The 22194-nt window shown below is 35.6% G+C and carries 19 protein-coding genes; 7 read left to right on the top strand and 12 right to left on the bottom strand.

Annotation, left to right across the window (positions count from 1 at the left end; genetic code table 11):
• The first annotated feature begins 24 nt into the window (after window positions 1-24).
• Entirely contained in the window at window positions 25-903 is an 879-nt protein-coding gene (locus KO527_RS21870; RefSeq protein WP_216042365.1) for a LysR family transcriptional regulator, read from the top strand.
• A gap of 14 nt (window positions 904-917) precedes the next feature.
• Here the strand turns inward: KO527_RS21870 and KO527_RS21865 are convergent, their stop codons facing one another.
• From KO527_RS21865 to KO527_RS21845, 5 genes are read right to left on the bottom strand one after another with little or no spacing between them, the layout of a single operon-like run.
• On the bottom strand, window positions 918-1310 hold the full coding sequence (locus KO527_RS21865) for a DoxX-like family protein (RefSeq protein ID WP_216042364.1): 393 nt from the start codon (window positions 1308-1310) through the stop codon (window positions 918-920).
• Window positions 1311-1319: 9 nt separating this feature from the next.
• Entirely contained in the window at window positions 1320-1793 is a 474-nt protein-coding gene (locus tag KO527_RS21860) for a DUF2269 domain-containing protein (protein ID WP_216042363.1), read from the bottom strand.
• Window positions 1793-2947 (bottom strand): saccharopine dehydrogenase NADP-binding domain-containing protein, encoded by a 1155-nt coding sequence (locus tag KO527_RS21855; RefSeq protein WP_216042362.1) that lies wholly within the window; start codon window positions 2945-2947, stop codon window positions 1793-1795. The genes KO527_RS21860 and KO527_RS21855 overlap by 1 nt, the downstream gene beginning before the upstream one ends.
• A complete protein-coding gene (locus tag KO527_RS21850; RefSeq protein WP_216042361.1) occupies window positions 2944-3447 on the bottom strand; it encodes a metal-dependent hydrolase in 504 nt (167 codons plus the stop codon). The genes KO527_RS21855 and KO527_RS21850 overlap by 4 nt, the downstream gene beginning before the upstream one ends.
• Entirely contained in the window at window positions 3447-4142 is a 696-nt protein-coding gene (locus KO527_RS21845; protein WP_216042360.1) for a hypothetical protein, read from the bottom strand. The genes KO527_RS21850 and KO527_RS21845 overlap by 1 nt, the downstream gene beginning before the upstream one ends.
• Window positions 4143-4499: 357 nt before the next feature.
• On the opposite strand from KO527_RS21845, the gene KO527_RS21840 reads away from it, so the two are divergent.
• A complete protein-coding gene (locus KO527_RS21840; RefSeq protein WP_216042359.1) occupies window positions 4500-5252 on the top strand; it encodes an MBL fold metallo-hydrolase in 753 nt (250 codons plus the stop codon).
• On the opposite strand, the gene KO527_RS21835 is transcribed toward KO527_RS21840, so the two are convergent.
• The 5 genes from KO527_RS21835 to KO527_RS21815 all read right to left on the bottom strand — a co-directional run bounded on the left by KO527_RS21835 (window position 5249) and on the right by KO527_RS21815 (window position 14577).
• Window positions 5249-6628 carry a TonB family protein gene (locus KO527_RS21835; protein ID WP_354668648.1) on the bottom strand — a complete coding sequence of 460 codons (1380 nt, stop codon included), beginning with the start codon at window positions 6626-6628 and terminating at the stop codon, window positions 5249-5251. The genes KO527_RS21840 and KO527_RS21835 overlap by 4 nt on opposite strands.
• A 305-nt stretch (window positions 6629-6933) precedes the next feature.
• Complete coding sequence (locus KO527_RS21830) at window positions 6934-9498, bottom strand: TonB-dependent receptor (RefSeq protein WP_216042358.1); 2565 nt, start codon at window positions 9496-9498, stop codon at window positions 6934-6936.
• Window positions 9499-10012: 514 nt separating this feature from the next.
• Complete coding sequence (locus KO527_RS21825; RefSeq protein WP_216042357.1) at window positions 10013-10627, bottom strand: transporter substrate-binding domain-containing protein; 615 nt, start codon at window positions 10625-10627, stop codon at window positions 10013-10015.
• Between the two features lie 266 nt (window positions 10628-10893).
• Window positions 10894-13701: a bifunctional aconitate hydratase 2/2-methylisocitrate dehydratase gene (locus tag KO527_RS21820; protein ID WP_216042356.1), complete on the bottom strand. Its 2808-nt coding sequence runs from the start codon at window positions 13699-13701 to the stop codon at window positions 10894-10896.
• A 183-nt stretch (window positions 13702-13884) separates the two neighbouring features.
• The gene (locus KO527_RS21815; protein ID WP_216042355.1) at window positions 13885-14577 is read right to left on the bottom strand and encodes a winged helix-turn-helix domain-containing protein; all 693 of its coding nucleotides are present in this window, start codon (window positions 14575-14577) and stop codon (window positions 13885-13887) included.
• A gap of 82 nt (window positions 14578-14659) precedes the next feature.
• Here KO527_RS21815 and KO527_RS21810 point away from each other — a divergent pair, with 82 nt between their 5' ends.
• From KO527_RS21810 to KO527_RS21800, 3 genes are read left to right on the top strand one after another with little or no spacing between them, the layout of a single operon-like run.
• A complete protein-coding gene (locus tag KO527_RS21810) occupies window positions 14660-15013 on the top strand; it encodes an NIPSNAP family protein (protein ID WP_216042354.1) in 354 nt (117 codons plus the stop codon).
• Window positions 15010-15351, top strand: a complete 342-nt coding sequence (locus tag KO527_RS21805) for an antibiotic biosynthesis monooxygenase (RefSeq protein ID WP_216042353.1) — start codon at window positions 15010-15012, stop codon at window positions 15349-15351. Before KO527_RS21810 ends, KO527_RS21805 begins: the two co-directional genes overlap by 4 nt.
• Window positions 15352-15969, top strand: a complete 618-nt coding sequence (locus KO527_RS21800) for a DUF6058 family natural product biosynthesis protein (RefSeq protein ID WP_216042352.1) — start codon at window positions 15352-15354, stop codon at window positions 15967-15969.
• A 276-nt stretch (window positions 15970-16245) separates the two neighbouring features.
• Here the strand turns inward: KO527_RS21800 and KO527_RS21795 are convergent, their stop codons facing one another.
• Entirely contained in the window at window positions 16246-16629 is a 384-nt protein-coding gene (locus KO527_RS21795; RefSeq protein WP_216042351.1) for a hypothetical protein, read from the bottom strand.
• Between the two features lie 243 nt (window positions 16630-16872).
• Between KO527_RS21795 and KO527_RS21790 the strand changes: the two genes are divergently transcribed.
• Window positions 16873-17385, top strand: coding sequence for a hypothetical protein (locus KO527_RS21790; protein WP_216042350.1), 513 nt, complete (start codon window positions 16873-16875; stop codon window positions 17383-17385).
• 177 nt (window positions 17386-17562) lie between these two features.
• On the opposite strand, the gene KO527_RS21785 is transcribed toward KO527_RS21790, so the two are convergent.
• Entirely contained in the window at window positions 17563-19743 is a 2181-nt protein-coding gene (locus KO527_RS21785) for a malate synthase G (protein ID WP_216042349.1), read from the bottom strand.
• Window positions 19744-19978: 235 nt separating this feature from the next.
• On the opposite strand from KO527_RS21785, the gene KO527_RS21780 reads away from it, so the two are divergent.
• On the top strand, window positions 19979-21583 hold the full coding sequence (locus tag KO527_RS21780) for an isocitrate lyase (RefSeq protein WP_216042348.1): 1605 nt from the start codon (window positions 19979-19981) through the stop codon (window positions 21581-21583).
• Window positions 21584-22194 lie beyond the last annotated feature (611 nt).

The following is a 22194-nucleotide window of genomic DNA, read 5'->3' as shown; positions in this document are numbered from 1 at the left end:
CAGTAACCTATCTTAAAGATGGTAATGAAAGAACATAAACGAATAGAACGACTCATGCTATTTAGCCATGTAGCAAAAGAACTTAACTTTTCACGTGCAGCAGAAAACATGGGCATTTCAAGAGGCCATTTATCAGAACAAATTAAATTCCTTGAAGGTGAACTCAATACTAATTTGTTAAATCGTTCAACACGCCATGTGAGCCTAACAAAGGATGGAGAACACGTGCTTGCATGTATGGAATCCATAAAAATATCGCTCACTTCAATGGAAAGAGACATTCATCATGAAAAAAATGAACTAGAAGGTGAATTAAAGCTAACTGCACCCTTGTTATTTGCACATAGATTTTTATATGACATTTGCGATGATTTTCACAAAAAACACCCGGGTGTAACCTTTACTTTAAATACCAGTTATGAAAGTCACGATCTCAATAAAAAAGACTTTGATATTGCATTTCGCTCTACTAAAAGTCCGCCTCTAGATATGGTGGCAAAATCATTATTAACGTATCAACACACTATTGTGGCTTCAGCCAATTACATAAAAAAGCATGGAAAGCCTGAATCAATAGTAGATTTGACTGGTCATCAATGTTTAACGGCTGAACATCAATCAGCATGGTCATTTAAAAACTCTCTTGTTCCTATAACTGGCTGGATAAGTTTAAATGATAATTTTTCGCTGTTACAACAAGCCCTTGATGGCAGAGGAATCGCCCGCTTACCGGACTATTTTGTAGAAAAGCATCTACGTAATAAAAAACTTGTTTCGTTATTAAATCACGAAGAAAAACTCGCACATCAAATTTATGTGATACATCCGCCTAAGATTCAGCAATCGGCACGGTTAAAGGCTTTTTTAAATCATGTGAAACAAAAAGTAATGAATGAATATTAGAGAAGTTCTTTTACTCAAAAACGCTTTATATTAACGTTATTAGCATATATAAAGCCAATCAAAACAAGGATCGGAATGTTTTTAGTTATAGGCCCAAATGGATGTAACCAGAAACTCGCATCGATAACAGTTAATATTATCGTATAAAGCGCTATCGTTGCTACTTGCACAGTGCAACATAACTTAATTTTGACTGAGCTCAGAAGCCAAAGACCAAGTACAATATCTAAAACACCGCCAGCATAAACGGAAAAGTCTGCCATAGCACCTGTGATATTAGCACTTGCTAGAATGTCATAACCAATTTCAGGAGCGAAATAAGTGGAGGTTAGACCTGTAAAAATCCATACAAAAGCCAATGAATATATCCCAGCTTTATATAATTTTTCTTGGTTTTTTTGTGTCATAGTTAATTCCTAAGCAACAGGAAATGGTTTAAAAACCATTAACCAGAAAATACCTATTATTGCTGTAAAAGCAGGAATACCTAACAGTATCCAAGTTTTCATGAGTGACTTAAATTCCGGTGTAACTTGGTTTGACTCTACAGATATCTTGGCTAATTCACGTAGTTTGTATTGAATACGAAGTACAGGTAACCAACATACTCCGATGAAAGAAAACAGTCCCATAACCCAATAAAACCAAGGCGCTGAAAATGAATATCCTTGAAAGTTCATTAAAAGTATCCCTGTTATTATTTGGGTAATAACAGCAGGTGTAGTGAAAATCCAATCGCCTAAAATTACATGTTTGGCCGTTATATAAATTGACTGAGGATGGTTAGACCTATTAGCCATAAACATAAAAAAAGCAATTCCAGTGCCAGTGCCAGTTACAACAACAGCAGCTAGAATGTGGATCAATTTAAGGGTTAAATAATATTCCATCATCTTTTCTCATTCATTTCTTCTACAAGTAATTGTTCTTCATAGTGAATACCTAACGCATCAAAATAAGTATCGAATTCACTTAATTCAAACATACCTGCACACGGTTTAGCGCCTGTTTCCTGTTGAGATCTTTGCTTATCACTACTCAAAAGCTTTCTTGCTAAAATAATAGTGGAAAGCGTTGGAATATAAGGGCCGTTGCCCTTTGGCGCATACAAGGTCCACTTTATTTTTTTTGCATTACCATTATTGCTCTTACCACAAATAAGCACTTCCATTGCGCCTTTATCACTGCCAAAGGGAAGGAATATATTACTGGCGCTTACGATAGCTTTTGATAACAGTGCCCAATTTCTTACTAAACCAATTTTTGAAAGGTAAGCCATGCCCACCATGGTTTTATGTAACAGAGGGAGCTCTAAGCCAGCTTGAAAGCTAACTTGTTGTGTTACACCATATCGGCTAGGAAACAGCTCGAGATCAGGCACATCGACATTAGCTAAGTGACGCTTGCCAATAAAGCCGCCAAAGTCATTTACTTTAGAATCCATCCAACCATAAACATCTTGCCAGCGACCATCTTTAAATACATTTAGAGGGTGTCCTGTGTAAGATAGAATTGCTTCAACTGTTGCTAATCCACGTTCTGCTTTATTCCCCGGAGCAATTGCTAGATTAATAGAATCTATGATACTAAATTGATTATGATAGCGCTCAATAACGGCTGAAGATAATCCCGGCACTGAGCTCGCGCCACTTACGATTAATACACCTTTATCTTTTGCTTGTTTATCTAGTTCAGAGATATCACAAACAAACCTTCTGTCATCGGCTAGATCAATATAATGAGCGCCACACTCAATACATGTTTTAGGCACCCGATAATCTTGTCCTTGAAAAGGGCCCCCCGTATGAATAACAAGATAAGGTGATAGGGTAGCTAATCGCTCTTTAAAATCATCAGCAAAAATATCAATGGCTAATAGCTCTAACTTAGCCACTGAAGTATTTTTTAGATTAGCCACTAATTCTGATGATTTTTTGATATTTCGACCAGCAATTAATATTGTTATATTTTCAATACTACTCAGATTCTCAACGATTCTTTTACCAAAATTTCCATATCCGCCAAGGACGATTACTTTTTTCACTTAGCTTCTCCCTTTAATCGCCAATTAATTCCGTAGTAAATAGCTGCTCCAATTAAACCGCTATATAGACACACCTTGTGTAACATCGGCACAGAAACCAATCCTAAAAACTGATTGTTTAAGGTAAAGGGGAAGAATGGTTCAACATCCCAATGCATAATGCTATCAAATAAAACATGACTAAAGCTGCCAATAAAAGCACTTATAAACACCACCCACCACAAAATTGAAATAGGGTTTTCATTCTTTGAAATCCTAAGTATTTTTAAGCCGAACTCTGATAAGTATTTACCAGTCAATCCTGCAAAAATAGCAATTAATATTGCACCAATATAGGTATGGGTAAAACCATGTAGATGACCTTCACCTGAAATTAAAACGATGAGCGGTTGAATATCCATAACAATCTGCGTCCAGCCAAATACCATTAAACTAAAACTGCCTTGCAGTAATGATTTGATAAGGATTCCAGGTCCCATGTGTATTGGAGTGAATGGCATTATGAACTCCCTTGATGATTCATAATTAATACTGCGGCTTTAGCAACTGCTTGTGAGGACTCTTTCGGTTTTGCCTGTAATAAAAAGTGAGGTCCATCAATTTTGATGTACTCAATATTTCTAAATACATTGCTAAGCTCTCGGCTTTTTCTAGGTGATATAAGCCTATCTGAAAGCGCTTGAATATAAACCGTGGGGACATCAAAGGTAGCTGAGGGAAGCATTTGCTGGCTCATTACAGCTAATCTACTTTTTAAAATATGGTCGGGGATTGATTTAGTTACTTTTATAAATTTAGACAGAAGTTCTTTTGATGCATCTTTGCCAAGTAATAATAACTTATGAGCAATTTGAGATAAAGGGGCTGAAGCTAGTTCTTTTAATGGCAAAACCTTAGCTATCGGTAGTAGATACCTATTAGGACAACTTAGAAAGCTAGCTACAAATATAACACCTTTCATATTAGTAAGATCTTGCTTAAGTAACTCTGGTACTATGCCACCCGAAAACGACTCGGCTAGTAAGATATAGTCTTCTTTTGGCAATTGCTTTTCTAATGATTTAGCTAAATAAGAATGATTTTGAGGCCCCTGCTGTGGCAAGGTCATAACTAAATAATCACCATCATGGTATGACAGGAACTCTTCAAATAGTTCTCCTGTTCCATCCATTCCTGGTAATAATACGAGTTTCAAAATAAACTTTAACCTATCCTTGGGGTTAGCAAAACTAAACTGCTCTAATTATGAGTAAATTTAAAAATATCTAACCTTTAAAGCATTCTCTTTTATTGTACCGTTACAATCAATTTCTTCAAGATGATCCACAAAAGAATGAAATCAGCAGACAGATATTTATTTTACGTTTGCCGTACTTGAAAATCTCAACCGAATGATTCAAGCCGCTTATAAAATAATTTGAATAAATTTGGATTAAGATACAGTGATATTTTGGAACTAAATTGTACATATCAGATTAAACCTTTAAAGGTCAGACCAGTTGATGCATAATTAATAATACCTAATTAATTGCGCTCATGCGTCTGTGGCAAAATGATACTACATAAATTACAAGGCTATATTCAATGTATCTATTTAGTTGAATATCCTGAAAAACTTTTATTATTAGATGGTTGTAGCAGAGCTGATATACCTGTTATAAAAACCTTTATAACGCAAACATTACAACGCTCATTTAGCGATTTAAAACTCGTTGTTGTGACTCATATGCATCCAGATCATGCAGGTGCAGCTCATAAGCTTAGAGACTTAACAGGCTGCTCAATTGCCGCATCTAATGTTGAAGGTCAGTGGTATCAAGGCTTTGATGGTAAGTTAATGCATTTAACAGATATGATATTAGCGAAATGGGTCGCTAAGCGTTTAAATAAGCCCGCTAGTAAAGTGTGGTATCCGAGCAAATTAAATCCAGACTACAAACTAGATGATGGGCAAGGTTTACCTGATTTTGAAGATTGGGTATGTATTTCTACACAAGGACATACAGATAGAGATATTTCATTACATCACCTGCCAACAAATAAGGTTTACGTTGCGGACTTAATGGTGATGGTAAAAGGGCACTTTATACCGCCTTTTCCTGTATTTTATCCAAATAGATACAGAGACTCATTATATAAAATAATAGACTTAAAACCTGATAACATCATTTTAGCCCATGGAGGGGAAGTACAACCAACTAAGCAACAATTACAATACTTATTATCCAAATCGCCAAAAATACCAAAAACCCACTGGCGTGCTGTAAAGTTAAGAATTAAAAGTATAATTAAGAGAACAAGTTAAGAATTATTTAGTTTAGTTATAAATTGCTGAACTTTAACGGTAGAAAAACCTTTTGATTGAGCAGCATTAAGGGCTGATAACGCGATTTTTTTTGCTGATTTTAGATCTTTTTTGAGTAACGATAATTTTGCAAAATTTAATAAAACTTCAGGGTGCGAATCGTCTATTTCTAAACCTTGTTCGATTAAAGAAGCCACTTCTTGTGAAGTATTTTGTTTGTCTAAGTATAAAGTTGTTAAATCTCTAATCGCTCTAAAGTAACCTTGTTCACTCGCTGTATTTAACCAACCAATAGCTTTTATTTCATCATATTCAATATGTTGACGATTAAGTAATTCACGACCTAACCTATATTGCGCAGGTGCAAAACCACTTTGCGCAGCAAGTAAAATCCAATTAAGGCCTTTTTTACGATCTTGCTGAGTTTGTTCCCCATTTAATAAGTTAGCACCCAATCTATATTGAGAATTAGCAAAACCATTGCTCGCTGATTTTAACAACAGATCTGAGCCCGCATTATCTTGATGCCAATGATATTTTAACAAACGCGTGGCGTTATGTTCATCTGCACTTAACCAATTGGCTATGTAATATTGTACTAATGAATTACCTTGCTCAGCTTGCTCTATCAGTTTGTTTATTTTTTTCTGATATTGCTTTTGTTGTTTAGCAAAGCTTTGCTTATACCGTTTACCTTTATAGGTTGTGAAATGATATAACAAAGAACGGTTATAAAAGGTTTTAGCTTCACCATTTTCCATAAAAGGTTTATATTGCCAGCGGCGTACAGCATTTGTTATCGCGCGATTAAAAGTATTGTTAGGATAAGAGTCTAATATTTCTATATCTTTTACAGCGCCGCTAACGTCAATATCAAATTCAAGCCAAACCCAGCCTTCCAAACCTTTTTCATAAGCTTGTTCAGGGTATTGCGCATCAACTGTATATTCTCTAATGGGTGCCTGTTGGCTTTTTTGTGCCTCATCAAAAACGGGTAGTAACTGCTTAGAAAACACTTTATATGAATGTACTTTTGTCAGTGTTTTATAATCTGATTCAAGTGCTTTTTTATCTGCGACTTGTGAAGCGATTAGAGCGGCATGTTCACCTGCATCTGCTAAACCATAATCAGCGGCAAGTAAAAACCATGAGTGGGCTTTTATTATATTTTTATCAACACCTTGGCCATGTAAATACATCACCGCAATATTATAAATAGCGTCTTTGTTACCTAATTTTGCCAGTTGTTCAAACTGTTCAAATGCCAAACTGTAGTTTGCTTGATGATAATTGACAGTTGCTGATAATAAATCAGCTTTGATACTGTTTGAAAACAGTGCCAACCAACTCATTAATAGCAAAATTCTAAAATTCACCTGACGCATACTACCTTATATTTAAAATAATTAAATTCCATTGTAACTGAATGATTCTATGGAATATAGGCCATAAACCTGTGCATTTTAGATTAATCATGTATTTATTGGTATTGATATTATTACCAAAAACTAAAAAAGCAGCTAGTTATAAACTAGCTGCTTGCCTCTTGCGGGAAACAAGAGATGACCTTCCGTGGTTTAGTCTAAATGCCTGTGTTAGCAAGTTGTAAGAGCCTTTTGTACATCAGGGGGAAGCTCAAACTACCGATAAATAGACTAAATTCTTTATTAATAAACAAGAGTTAAAAATTAAAGCGAACACCAGCAACATATCTGCGACCATCGGCATAAACACCTGTTAATGCTTGTTCTACGCCTTTTTCTTGGTAGCTAAATGTATGCTCATTAGTTAAGTTAATCGCCTCTAAAACAACAGCTAGATTTTCGTTCACGTTATAAGTAATATTGGCATCAACTTGACCATAAGCATCAATGTAACCAGGCCAATCAAACCCAGAATCATAACCACTACGATAGTTATATGAAATACGACCGCTTATTGTTTCATTTTCATAGTAAGAGCTTAAGTTAACTGTATGCTCTGAGTTACCAGGGATAGTGATATCTTCCCCAGCTGAGTTTTTAGCTTCACCATCTACGAAAGTATAGTTAGCCGATACACCAAACCCTTGGTAAAGTTCTTGTTGAAAACCAAGCTCTAATCCTTGAATTGTGCCGCCTTTACCATTTACAGGTCGGCTAATACGTACTTCTACGCCTTCATGGATTTCAAAAGCAGCAGGGCGGTCAATAAATGATTGAATATCTTTATGGAAAAACGCTGCAGAGAAAATGCCAGCCTCGCTAAAGTACCATTCAACACCGGCATCAAACTGTGTTGCACGATATGGGTCAATATCAGAGTTACCACCTGTACCGGTTTGAGTTTCAAGGTTATATGATGTTGATGCAGTCATAGAGTTATAATCAGGTCGAGACATAACACGTGCAGCTGCAAGCCTTAAAACTAAATCATCATCTAAATCGATTGCTAAGTTAATGCTTGGTAATACATCAAAGTAGTCTTTATCTTTTACAACCCAAACCTCACTACCAGAAGCGCCTTCATATGCACCTGATGATTGTTGTGTTTGCACTAAACGAACACCTATATTACCGCGCATGCCCTCAACGTCGATTGTCGCTTTTGCATAACCCGCTGTAATTTTTTCATTAATATCAAACGTACTGGCTTTTAGTACGCGATAATCCCAATCTAGTGCATCACCTTCGCGGCGTACTTTATCAGAATCAGTAATTGCATAATCTTTTAACGTACCGTTTGAGCCTATGCTACTTTGATAATCAGATGGCATTCCAAGAGAATAATCATCTAAACTCCAGTTTAAATCCGTTTTAGCATCAGTTGTGTGTTTGGTATTAAAACGAGAATGGTCACGGTATTTAACACCAAATTTAATGTTACTAAATACAGATACATCAATCGCACGATCAAAATCTAACTGTACGTAACTTTCATCATCTTTTGCATCATTACTATCGTAACGTAAGAAACCTAAGTCCCAATTTTTGCCATCAGCAGGATCAGCACCATAGCTCGTTTTGATATCTTCAGTAGATGAAATATCATAGCTATGAACATAATTACCTTCCCAACCAACACTTCTGTCTTCCGATGAACCGCCGCTACCTTTGGTATAACCTAAGTGAATACTCGAATTCCACACTTCACCTTCGTGCTCTACTTTTAAGTCATAAGATTGTGTTTTTAATTTTGAGTTACGTACTTTTGTTTCATCAAGAATATTATTGCCATCAGGAGATAAACCAAATGTACCAGCTGTGGCCATAGTGCCCACTTTATTGTGCTCAGTTAAAGTAATATCTGTATATTCAGAACCACCGTAACCAGGGATCCATAAGAAGTTTTGGTTTTCGTTATTGGCTTCTAAAGTAGAATCTAACGCATTAAATGTAATATCTAATGCATCAGTCGGGCGGTATTGCAGGGTAAAGTTTAAACCTGTGCGAACACGCTCTTGTAAAAACATAGCTGAACCACCACCGCCAGAGCTATAAACATCTTCATGCACAGTGCCATCAGCCATTGTAATATCACGTGGCGCCCAACTCCATGATTCAATACCATCACGACGCAGGTTACGCTGTTGACGCACAACAGAGATTAACGCACCGATAGTTTCTTCATCATTTTTCCAGCTATACATACCAGAAAGTTGCGGATCGGTTTCACCTGATACTTCACTGTATTGCGCAAGTACGGAACCCGCAATTTTGTTAGCCTCTAAATCGAGTGGTTTTCGTGTACGTACTATTACCGTACCACCAATTGAACCTTCATCAATATCAGCTTCTGGTGATTTATATACTTCAAGGCCAGATACGATTTCCGAAGGCAACATAGTGTAGTTAAAACCACGACTAGCCGCAGAGTTTGTCCACCAATCTGCAGAACCAACAGCTTGCCCGTTTAATAATGTACGGTTTTGACTTTCTGTTGTGCCACGAATACTAATTCGTTCACCTTCACCAAAGTTACGAGAAATAGAAACGCCAGTGATACGTTGTAATGATTCAGCGACATTTTGATCTGGAAATTTTCCAATATCTTCAGCGGTAACAGCATCAACAACTGAAGTTGCATAGCGTTTTGTATTGATAGATTTTACAACGCTGCCTCTGATCCCTTTTACTTCAATTACTTCTACTTCATCTGCTTTTACTTTTGATTCTTGTGCTAAAGCCATAGGCGCAAATCCTAACCCTGAACTTAATAACCCTGCACTGATCGCTAAATGTAGCTTACTCATTTTTAACTTTGACATTTTTATTCCCCTTGGTGTTTAAAAAAACATGTTTAAAAAACAGTTAGGCAAACGCTTTATTAGTTGTTAATAGATTTCTAATCATTCAGCTTTATAGATATTTTTAATAACCAATTTAAACTAAACAATTATGTATTAACGCTTGCTTAACTTTTTTGTAACGCAAACAAGGTGAGTGGTCTTGAATTGAAGTGAAAAGTTGTGAAAATAACAAACTTTAAAATATAACCTTTTAATATCAATAGTATAAATAAAATAAAAACATAAATATTTTTGACTAATTGTGATTAAGTTAAGTTTATTTATTGAGTTTTTGGTAAACCAGTATCCAAAAGAACAAATAACATGTTATTAAAAAATAGAGTTGAGCGCTGGTTCACTAATATGGTTTATTGATAAAGGAAGGGATCCGATAATATTAATTCTAAGGTATGGGTAAAGCTTTCTGTTAATTGCTAAAAGATAGCAGGCGCATCAAAAATCTAGCTATTAATAATTCATTTGAAATTAGCAATTAAATATATGACTTTAACTTGCTTAGCCCCATATCGAGTAACTGAATCTTTTTATCTACGTTTTCTATTTCTTTTGAAAATCCGATATAAATATCACTAATATGATTAATGTGGCCTTTATAAATTACATCAAGATCTCTGTGCATTTCTTTTAAGGTAAATTCTGCAACTTTATCAAACATAATCGCCACTTCAATTTTATCACGTATCAGCATTTTAATTATTTGCTGCTGATGAGAAACCTTAACTTCTTTAAATCTATGACGATGACTTTCATATTCGTTTCCATATTCATAACCTATTATCACCCCAGCAACAGTATTGTCAGCAGGGGCTTTGTAACTCATTTTATTATTTAAAGAATAAAAATATGATGCTTTGACTTGCAACAAGGGTTCTTTGCCAAAAATAAACTTATCTGTCGTTGAGCCTTGTTTCGTTACGTTAAATACACAATCAACGAGGCCTTTTTCAGTCATTCTAAGCGCTCTAGCATAAGGCACTGCAATAAACTCAGCTTCTGAATTTGAATATGCCAACGCTTTAACAATAATATCTCTAGATATGCCCGTACCATCAGGATTTTCAAAAGGAGGCCAGCTATCACGTGTCAAAAATATATTAATAGTAATAAAACATAAAAAAAATAATGAAAAACGTTAAAAAGTTGCGAATAAACATTCAGTCAAAAGCTAACAATATAAGTTATAAAATTGTAGTAATGCAATTCAAGTTTGGATATTCGGGGTTGTTAATATTCAATTAATGATTACAAAGCGATACTAAGCAGTAATTTTGTATAGCAATAAAAAAGAGGGTTACTTAAATAAGTAACCCTCTTTTTGTATCTTAGTTAACTATAAAAGTTAATCTGTCAGTATTAAACCATTTTAACTGGTACAGCTTCACCAGAAAACTTAGTTGTCATCTCTTCAGTAGGAGGAGTGAACTTAGTTAGGTCAATGCCTTCTACTGCGCTCTTGTACTCTGCCATAGTTGGGAAGCGACCAAGTACAGTTGAAAGTACTACTAATGGTGTAGAACCAAGTAGAGATTCACCTTTCTTCTCAGCAGTATCAGCTACAACACGGCCTTGGAATAAACGTGTAGAAGTCGCGATTACTGTATCACCAGGTTCAGCTTTTTCTTGGTTACCCATACATAAGTTACAGCCTGGACGTTCTAGGTATAAGATGTTTTCGTACTTAGTACGTGCAGCACCTTTAGGCTGTGCATCATCAAATTCGAAACCAGCGTATTTTTTAAGGATTTCCCAATCGCCTTCAGCTTTTAACTCATCAACAATGTTGTAAGTTGGCGCTGCTACAACTAATGGTGCATTAAATGTAATGCTGCCATTTTGCTTTTCAAGGTTACGTAACATTTGCGCTACGATTTGCATATCGCCTTTATGTACCATACAAGAACCAACAAAACCTAAATCAACAGGTTTATCAGCGTAGTATGATACTGGACGAATAACATCATGCGTATAACGCTTTGATACGTCTTCATTGTTTACATCTGGATCCGCAATCATTGGCTCTTCGATTGCATCTAAATCAACCACAACTTCAGCGTAGTACTTAGCAGCATCATCTGGTGCTAGTGCAGGGTTAGTGCCTGATTTGATTTCTTCGATACGTTTGTCAGCTAAAGCGATTAAACCTTTAAGTGTACCCGCTTCGTTTTCCATACCTTTGTTGATCATGATTTGGATACGGCTTTGTGCTAGTTCAATAGACTTGATCAGTGTTTCGTCATTTGAAATACAGATTGACGCTTTCGCTTTCATTTCTGCAGACCAATCAGTAAATGTAAACGCTTGGTCAGCCATTAATGTACCAATATGTACTTCGATGATACGACCTTGGAATACATTTTCACCGCCAAACTGCTTAAGCATTTGCGCTTGAGTAGAATGAACAACATCACGGAAATCCATGTGGCCTTTCATGTTACCTTTAAAAGTAACTTTTACAGACTCAGGGATAGGCATTGCAGATTCACCAGTTGCAAGTGCAATCGCAACAGTACCTGAATCGGCACCAAACGCAACACCCTTAGACATACGTGTATGTGAATCACCACCAATAATGATAGCGCGGTCGTCAATCGTAATGTCATTCAATACTTTATGAATTACATCAGTCATTGCATGATATTCACCTTTCGGATCACGTGCAGTGATAAGGCCAAATTTGTTCATGAATGACATTAGCTTAGGAATATTCGCTTTTGCTTTGCTATCCCATACTGACGCAGTGTGACAACCAGATTGGTATGCACCATCAACAATTGGAGAAATAGTAGAAGCAGCCATTGCTTCTAATTCCTGACATGTCATAGGACCAGTTGTATCTTGTGAACCTACGATGTTTACTTTAACACGCACGTTAGAACCAGCATGTAATGGCGTTTCTGAAGCAACACCTACAGCGTTACGGTTAAAGATTTTTTCTACAGCTGTTAAACCTTGACCTTCATGTGAGATCTCTTTAGATGCTGCATAAACAACTGGTGCAGTAACACCTAAAGTTTCTGCTGCAAAAGTTTGTAGTTTCTTACCAAATGTAACCGCGTAAGAACCACCGGCTTTCATGAATTCAACTTTTTGTGGTGTGAATGCAGAAGATACGTCAACTAACTCTTTATCACCGTTGTATAATTTCTGTGCTTTAGTATCGATAGTTAATACTGTACCAGTTGCTACTGAATAAGCTTCTTCTAAAACGACATCGCCATTAGCATCAACAACTGAATTACCGCTAGCATCTACTTTCTTAACCCAGTTTTTAAGATCAAGACCAATACCACCAGTTACATCAACAGTAGTAAGGAAGATTGGAGCGATACCGTTTGTACCTGCAACTACTGGTGCAATATTAATGAAAGGTACGTATGGACTTGCTTTTTGGCCAGCCCAAAGTGCAACATTGTTAACGCCTGACATACGAGAAGAACCTACACCCATAGTGCCTTTTTCTGCGATAAGCATTACTTTTGCGTTAGTGTGCTTAGCTTGAAGCGCTTGTATTTCTTCTTGCGCTTCAGGTGTGATCATACATTTACCATGTAATTCACGGTCAGCACGAGAGTGAGCTTGATGCCCTGGAGATAATAAATCTGTAGAGATATCACCTTCACCAGCAATATAAGTCACTAATTCAATTTTTTCTGCGATGTCAGGAAGTTTAGTGAAGAACTCAGCTTGAGCGTAGCTTTCTAAAATATCTTTAGCTACAACATTACCTGCTTTAAAAGCAGCTTCAATACGTGCTGTATCAGCGTCGTATAAGAATACTTGTGTTTTTAATACAGCCGACGCTTGAGTCGCTAATGCCGCGTCATCACCTAATGCAAGATCAAGCAATACTTCAATAGAAGGGCCGCCTTTCATGTGTGATAGTAATTCAAAAGCAAAAGTTGGTGTGATTTCTTCAACAGCAAACTCGCCTAAAATGATTTGTTTTAAGAACTTCGCTTTTTCGCCAGCAGCACTTGTAGTACCTGGTAACGTGTTATAAATGAAGAAATTAAGCGAATCAGCTCGGTACTGATTTTCTTTATCTTTAATTTGTTCGATAATTTCAGCGATTAAATCAGCGCTATCAATTGGCTTAGGCGCTAAACCTAGATCATTTTTACGGGTTTCAATTTCAGCTACATACTCTAAATACAGGCTCATTCGATACTCTCTCAGACAATAATAAGGTACTAATAACACAGTCATTAGCTGGTATTCACTTTATACCTAGTTTACCTGATTTTTGTCTACTACGAATCAATTGATTTGCCAAATACTATTCATAACACTAATAGTGACTATAAACTGTAAACATATTGATTAAATCCTATGCTTATAGGGGCTTTAACTCAGGTTGTAATGATATTTAATTCGATTTAGCCCTGCATTAGAAACATTAATTACACGAGAATCTAATGCGCGTTCAAGCCAGCCTTTGTCAAACATATCATTTAACATCCATTGACCTAATATTCCGGCTAAATGGTTACGACGTTCGCTCCAGTCTAAACAAGATTTACAAATAGGGCGCTTTGACTTTTTTACTTGGCTAAAATCAAAACCAATTGATGAAAAGAATTCTTTACCTAAATCAGTTAGCAAAGTTTCACTGCCATTATCGATAATAAAATCTTGTCGCTTTAAAGCGTCATAAACTTCAACACCTAATTCACCTGCTAAATGGTCATAACAAATACGTGCTTGTTTTAACCTAATATCACTTGGGCCTGTTGATACTTGTTCAGGTGCTAAGCTAGCTGAAATGTTTAATAAACTTTCTAACAATTGCGCAATTGATGCATTCATTAATTGAAAATATTTATGCCGCCCTTGTTTACGTACATGAAGTAACTGACCATCAACTAGCTTTGCTAAATGTGTACTGGCAGTTTGTGACGTAATATCAGCCTCAAGTGCTAGCTCTGTTGCCGTAAGTGCTTTACCACCTAATAACGCTGTAAGCATTTTAGCGCGCGCATTATCACCAATTAAATTAGCAACCACAGCAATGTTAGGCTCTGATGTTGTGTTATTCATTTTATTCCATAGTTCGGTGTGCATCGAAGCATAGCTTTTACCATGCCATTAAACTGGCTGAAAACTATAACAGAGAATTGAAATGCAAAGCATAAATAAAAAGATCACATGTTTTATCCAATACAAAATAAACCCTTTTAAAATAAATGAATTTGAACAATATGCTAAAAATTGGGGAGAAATCATTCCACAATGTGGCGGCGATTTATTAGGTTACTTTTTACCACATGAAGGTACGAACGATATTGCATATGGCTTGATAAGCTTTGATAGCTTAGCTGATTATGAAAGTTATCGCGAAAGGCTTAAAAAAGATAAACAAGGATTTGCCAACTTTTCTTTAGCTCAAGAACAGCAATTTATCATTGAAGAAAACCGAAGCTTTTTAAAAATAGTACCGCAAACGTATAAACAAGCAGCTAAGGATATAAAATGATAGCCGTTATATTTGAAGTTGAACCAAAATCAGAACATAGCCAAGATTACTTCGACAAAGCAAAACAACTCAAAGCATATTTACAAAATATACCGGGATTTATTTCAATCGAAAGGTTTAAAAGCCTAACCAAGAATTCAAAATATTTATCTTTATCATTTTTTGAAAATGAAGCTGCTGTAAAACACTGGCGAAATCAATTTATGCATCAAAAAGCACAAGCTAAAGGCAAAGATCAGATATTTGATCATTACCGTATACGTGTTGCATCAGTTATTAGAGATTATGGCATGCAAGATAGAACGCAAGCACCTAATAATACTCATGGAGCGCTGTAAATGGATTTATTAAATTATTTAAATCAGCATTTTTATACTAAAACCCAATTATTAGAGAAATCAAAAATAAGCTCAGTAGACTTCAATCAATATCAGCAAAAGTCCATGATGCCTGCAGCCTCATATTTACTGAATATAAAATGCGACTCTTTTTTTGGAGAACATACTCAAGCCTCTGAGTTTTATCCAAAAGCCTACTTATCTTGGTTAGCTGATTTAACAACAACCCCAAATGCTCAAACAGCATTTGAAGTTTTTAGCGCTCGCTATAAAACGCAGTTACAAAAGCTAAATGGTTTTGGTCTTTTTTCAGTAGATGATAAATTCAATAAAAACTTAAGCAATCATATAAAACAAGAATGGCAGCACTTCTTAAAAGGCACTTATGGGATATGTACACAATCCGGCTTAGTGGCAGATATCGCAACCAAAGAACTCACTACATCTATCGTTAATGAATTGATTTTAAATAAAGAATTATCAAGCAAAAAACGGGAGAATCTAGAAATATCGATTAATTTATTAGATTCGGTCACATCACTATTTGCCCCTCATGAAAGGCAAAATAGCTCAAGAGTCAAACTGATTGAGTATGTAAAAAACAGCTACTTTTTATAACTTAAATTAGCCAGTACAAACTCTTAAAAATTGTAAAATAGTGTGTAATATTAACTGCTATTTTGACTTTTAGACTTAGTTAATTGAGTTTAAATTGTGATTTACATTCGATTTAACATAGACAATTCTCAATTAATATATTTGGCTTGGCGCTATAGGTACGAATTTATTACTGAAATAAAATCAATCTAATAAGTTCAATATATTTAGTCCTTAAGTGATAAATGTGTATATAGAGGTTTATCCGCAATCATGAACTCTACAGATTTAATACTATCATTTTTCTAACTGAGCTAATACTCTAGGTATATCACAAGCCCCACTTAAACTTAATTGTCCATCAAAGTTAACATTCGCATGTGTATTTTTAATTTCAACAGTTCGTAATGTTAAATCTGATTTTAGAACAATATTCTTAAAATCAGATTTATCTTGATATGTCAGTAAACTACGTATCGCCGTTTCAATAATTGAGCCTTTTTTAGGTGTCGTAATTGGCAATGAGATTAATGTATCACCACATCCAATTTTTTCGCCATTAATATTTGAATATGAAACAAGATATATTTTGAAAGATACTTTAGGTGTAGAAGCATCAAAAACACAACATGACAAAATCAGAAAAATAAAAAGAAGTATTACCCATTTACAATATTTCACTCTAAAAAGCGCTCCTTATTTAATATGACCATTAAATAAATTAATACATAACTAAAATTGTCTATATTTTTTGCTTTACAAAATATAAGTGTAAACGTCTGCTGCGCGCGTTCGCTCAACGCTTAAGTGAGGCCAACTTAAAGGTGCATTAAAGCTTTCTGATTTTAAATAATACGAAAACTACAAACCAAACTATAATTCTTAAAAGTTACAGTCACCATATTTACTAAATAGGGGCATATAATGATATCTATAATTAAAAAACTATTTACTCAATGGCAAAAAGTTCTTTTCATTCTATGTATTTCATTTAGTACCTATACCGTAGGGATTTTGTGCACACAAATTGGCTGTGTAAATCATATTAAAATCATTGCCTCACCAAAAAGTACAACTCCTTTCCTTGATGGTATATACAGATTAACGATTAATCTTGACGGAATTGAGGTCGGTTGCCGCTTAGCAATAGGTTTGGATGAAGTATCTTCTACTTGTAATAATACCCGAGACTCTAAATTTAATGTCTCGATGGAAGTAGCAACATGGGGGCAAATTAAAGTAACGCTGCTTAAAGTGAAACCTGAAAATATTACGCTAGAGGTCTATGTCGACGAATCCCTTATGTGGAGCCTAAATAATTTTAAACCAACATACATAGAACATTACCCTAATGGGTATGAATGTGATAAAGACAATCCATGCTGGAATGCAAATCCTATATCAACTTGGTTAGAGCTTAATAGTAAACCTTTTTAACATTCAAATTTTAATTTTCCTTATAATATGAAAGGATCAATGACTGATTTAGTATCTTCTATTGCAAATGTTGGCACTGTAAACCCCCTGTACAAAATGTGTTTTATTCAATAAAAAAGGCCATAACAATTATGTTATGGCCTAAAGTCGAAAGGGACTCGATATTGAGTCTATCGACTAATCATTTAAAGACTTTAGCTTTAAGCGCATTTTATGTAATACAGGTTCAGTATAACCACTTGGTTGCTTGGTACCTTCGAGTACTAGTTCCAATGCTGCTTGCACTGCAATTGAGTTAGTAAAACTTTGCTCTGAGTCTGCCATGTTTGTATAGTTTTCATCAGCTAAGTTTTGTAAATCAACCACTTTAGCCATACGTTTCATGGTACTTATCACTTGCTGCTCATCACATACGCCATGATATAACCAATTAGCAATATGCTGAGATGATATTCGCAATGTTGCTCTATCTTCCATTAATCCAACATGATTGATATCTGGTACTTTAGAACAGCCAACACCTTGATCAATCCATCGTACAACATAACCTAAAATACCTTGGGCATTATTGTCGAGTTCATTTTGGATTTGTTGTGGCGTTAAACTCGATGCTTCTTTCATTAATGGTGGTGTTAAAATATCAGTTAATGATGCTTGCTCACGCTCAAATAATGGTTTTTGCACTTCAAATACATTCAAAGTGTGATAATGCGTTGCGTGTAAAGTAGCAGCTGTAGGAGAGGGTACCCAAGCTGTATTTGCACCAGAGTGTAAATGGGCTATTTTTTGCGTCATCATCGCAGCCATTTCATCAGGCATAGCCCACATGCCTTTACCTATTTGCGCTCTTTGACTCAAACCTGTCGCTAAACCTATGTCTACATTGTTATTTTCGTATGCACTGATCCAAGGTTGAGATTTAATATGCGCTTTTGGCATCACAATACCCGCTTCCATAGAGGTATGGATCTCATCACCCGTTCTATCTAAAAACCCCGTATTAATAAATACCACACGCTCTTTAGCTTGATAAATACAGGCTTTTAAATTTACAGTTGTGCGGCGTTCTTCATCCATTATGCCCATTTTTATAGTGTTTTTTGGTAAATTTAGCGCAGATTCAACTTGGGTAAACAATTCACATGTAAAAGCGACTTCTTCAGGGCCATGCATTTTAGGTTTTACAATATTGATGCTTTGAGCTGATGAGTTTTTATAAGGACTATTGCCTTGTAAGTCATGCATTGCACATAAAGAAGTGATCATCGCATCCATAATGCCTTCGAAAACTTCTTCATTATTCTCATCTAAAATAGCTGGATTTGTCATTAAGTGGCCAACATTACGCACAAACATCATGCTGCGACCTTTTAAGCTTGCTGGTTCACCATTCAAGTTAGTAAAATTACGATCTGAGTTTAAAGTTCGCTCCATTAATTGGCCTGATTTTTCAAAACTTTCACTTAAATTACCTTGCATTAAACCAAGCCAATTTTTGTAAACTAATGCTTTGTCTTCACCGTCTACTGCAGCAACAGAATCTTCACAGTCCATTATGGTTGTTAAAGCAGATTCTAGAATAATATCTTTTATTCCCGCTTTATCAGAACGACCTATTTGGCTTTGCGGATCTATTTGCAACTCTATATGTAACCCATTATTTTTAAATAGAATATTACTTGGATTTTGTATCTGACCTGAGTAACCAATTAGCTGTTTATTATCGGCCAATGTTACTTGTAAATTGCCTTGTAAACGTATTATTAACTGACCATCAACGATGGCATAATTTTCACTATCATGGTGAGAACCACTACTTAATGGTAACGCCTTATCTAAAAAATCTTTTGCGTATTGAACAACTTTAAAGCCACGTACTTCATTGTAACTTTTCGTTTTTTCAGCACCCTCATCCTGTGAAATAACATCTGTACCGTAGAGTGCGTCAAATAGTGATCCCCAACGTGCATTTGCCGCATTTAAAGCAAATCTGGCATTATTAACAGGCACAACAAGCTGTGGACCAGCCAATTTAGCTATTTCTTCATCTACATTCTGAGTTTCTATACTAAAGTCTTTATTTTCAGTAACTAAGTAACCAATTTCAGTTAGAAAATTTTGATATTTTTGCGCATCCCATACAGGGTTTTCTTTATGATAAGCATCGATTTGCTTTTGCAGCTCATCTCTTTTAGCCAATAAAGCTTTATTTTTAGGAGTTAGTATTTTAATGATCTGTGAAAATGAAGACCAAAAAGCATCTTGGCTTATACCTGTATCAGGCAAAGCGTGATTGTTAACAAAATCATATAAAATTTGATCTATTTGCAACCCAGAGTGAGAGATTCTACTTGTCATGTTATTTGCCTCAATGAACGGTGTAATTCTTGTATTCCAATACTTTACCTTAACTTTAGTTAAAAGTGCGAAACTCAGCTGATTTAGGTATTCACTGAAAAAATGTTAGTGATAGAAACTATAAATTAACGAAATCATAACAAATCAGCCTATTGTTTATACCAGAGCTTCAAGCGCTACATAAAAAGTTGAAGCGACTCTCTCACAACTAAAAGCAATATGGATGGAAATAAATATGTCAGACACTACTCCTAACTACAGACAAGATATCGACCACGTAGCTACTTTATGCCAAGTGAATGGCAATAACTGGCAATCTATTAACCCAGAATATGCAGCTAGAATGAAAATGCAGAACCGTTTTAAAACAGGTTTAGACATTGCCAAGTATACAGCTGATATTATGCGCGCAGATATGGATAATTATGATGCTGATACGTCAAAATACACGCAGTCTTTAGGGTGTTGGCATGGTTTTATCGGTCAGCAAAAAATGATTTCAATTAAAAAGCATTTTGAAAATACAGACCGTCGCTACTTATACCTATCTGGTTGGATGGTTGCGGCATTAAGATCTGAATTTGGCCCACTTCCAGATCAATCAATGCACGAAAAAACATCTGTAGCAGGCTTAATTGAAGAACTTTATACATTCCTTCGTCAAGCCGATGCGAGAGAGCTTGGTGGCTTATTTAGAGAGCTAGATGCAGCAAAAGCAGCAAATAACTCTGCAGAAACAGCAGCAGTACAAGACAAAATTGATAACTACGTAACACATGTTGTACCAATTATTGCTGATATAGATGCTGGTTTTGGTAATGCTGAAGCGACTTACCTAATGGCTAAGCAAATGATTGAAGCCGGCGCATGTTGTATTCAAATAGAAAACCAAGTTTCAGATGAAAAACAATGTGGTCATCAAGATGGTAAAGTAACCGTTCCTCACGAAGATTTCTTAGCTAAAATCAATGCTGTACGTTATGCATTCCTAGAGCTTGGTATCGATAATGGTGTCATTGTAGCGCGTACAGATTCATTAGGTGCAGGCCTAACCAAACAAATCGCAGTTACAAAAGAGCCTGGTGATTTAGGCGACCAATACAACGCATTTTTAGATTGTGATGAAGTGACAGCTGATGATTTAGGCAATGGTGATGTAGTAATAAAACAAGATGGTAAGTTAGTACGCCCTAAGCGTTTAGCAAGTAATTTATATCAGTTCAAGAAAGGCACTGGTGAGGCGCGTTGTGTTTTAGATTGTATTACATCACTACAAAATGGCGCTGATTTATTATGGATTGAAACTGAAAAGCCACATGTGGGTCAAATTGGTGCTATGGTAAATGCCATTCGCGAAGTAGTACCAAATGCAAAACTAGTTTATAACAATTCACCATCATTTAACTGGACATTAAATTTCCGCCAGCAAGTATTTGATGCCATGGTTGAAGAAGGTAAAGATGTATCAGCTTATGATCGTAACTCATTAATGAGTGAAGAATATGATACGAGTGAATTATCACAGCTAGCAGATGAGAAAATTCGTAATTTCCAAGCTGATGCAGCAAAAGAAGCGGGGATTTTCCATCATTTAATTACTTTACCAACATATCACACAGCTGCACTTTCAACTGATAACTTAGCTAAAGGTTACTTTGGTGATGAAGGTATGCTTGCTTATGTACAAGGCGTACAACGTAAAGAAATTCGCCAAGGCATCGCCTGTGTTAAACACCAAAATATGGCAGGCTCTGATATGGGTGATGATCATAAAGAATACTTTGCAGGTGAAGCAGCACTAAAAGCGTCAGGTAAAGATAATACAATGAACCAGTTCTAGTTTATTTATTCCTTCCAACAATTCAAAGGCTGCTATTGCAGCCTTTTTTAATGCCAAAGTTTTTAATAACCGACATAACATTAAAGTCATCATACATTTGTAGGTGAGCGTTTACGCTTACATCACAGTGCTAAACTTTTTAACAAAGCTAAAGCATCGCCTACATTAAATTGGAATAACCGACATAACGCTAAAGTCATTATCTATTTGTAGGTGAGCGTTTACGCTTACATCACTATATTGAGCCTTTTAGCAAAGCTAAAGCATTGCCTACAACCCCGTCTGCAATGAATTTACTAACCAATATCACATAAAGATCTACCGCAGATCACTTTTTTACTAAGTAAACGACTTAAGAATATATTCGGATCAATATTTTACTAATAGAAGAATATATAGCGCTTAACTTGCTAAAAATGCGCTAAACCCCTTATGAAGTGCAGATATTTCCTATTTAATAGCCGTTTTAGAGCAACTTTTGAAATCGGAGATCAAATTTTTACTAACTAAGGTTAATGATCATCATTTTCAGGTCAAATTTTTACTAAGTCACAGCATCTTTTAAGAATAAAAACCATACAATTTCATAATTTTTTAACAAAAATCACTCA

Source organism: Pseudoalteromonas sp. C2R02 (genome assembly GCF_018860845.1).
Lineage (GTDB): Bacteria > Pseudomonadota > Gammaproteobacteria > Enterobacterales > Alteromonadaceae > Pseudoalteromonas.
The sequence above is the reverse complement of the archived record's forward strand: the minus strand, read 5'-3'. Positions and strand labels throughout refer to the sequence as shown.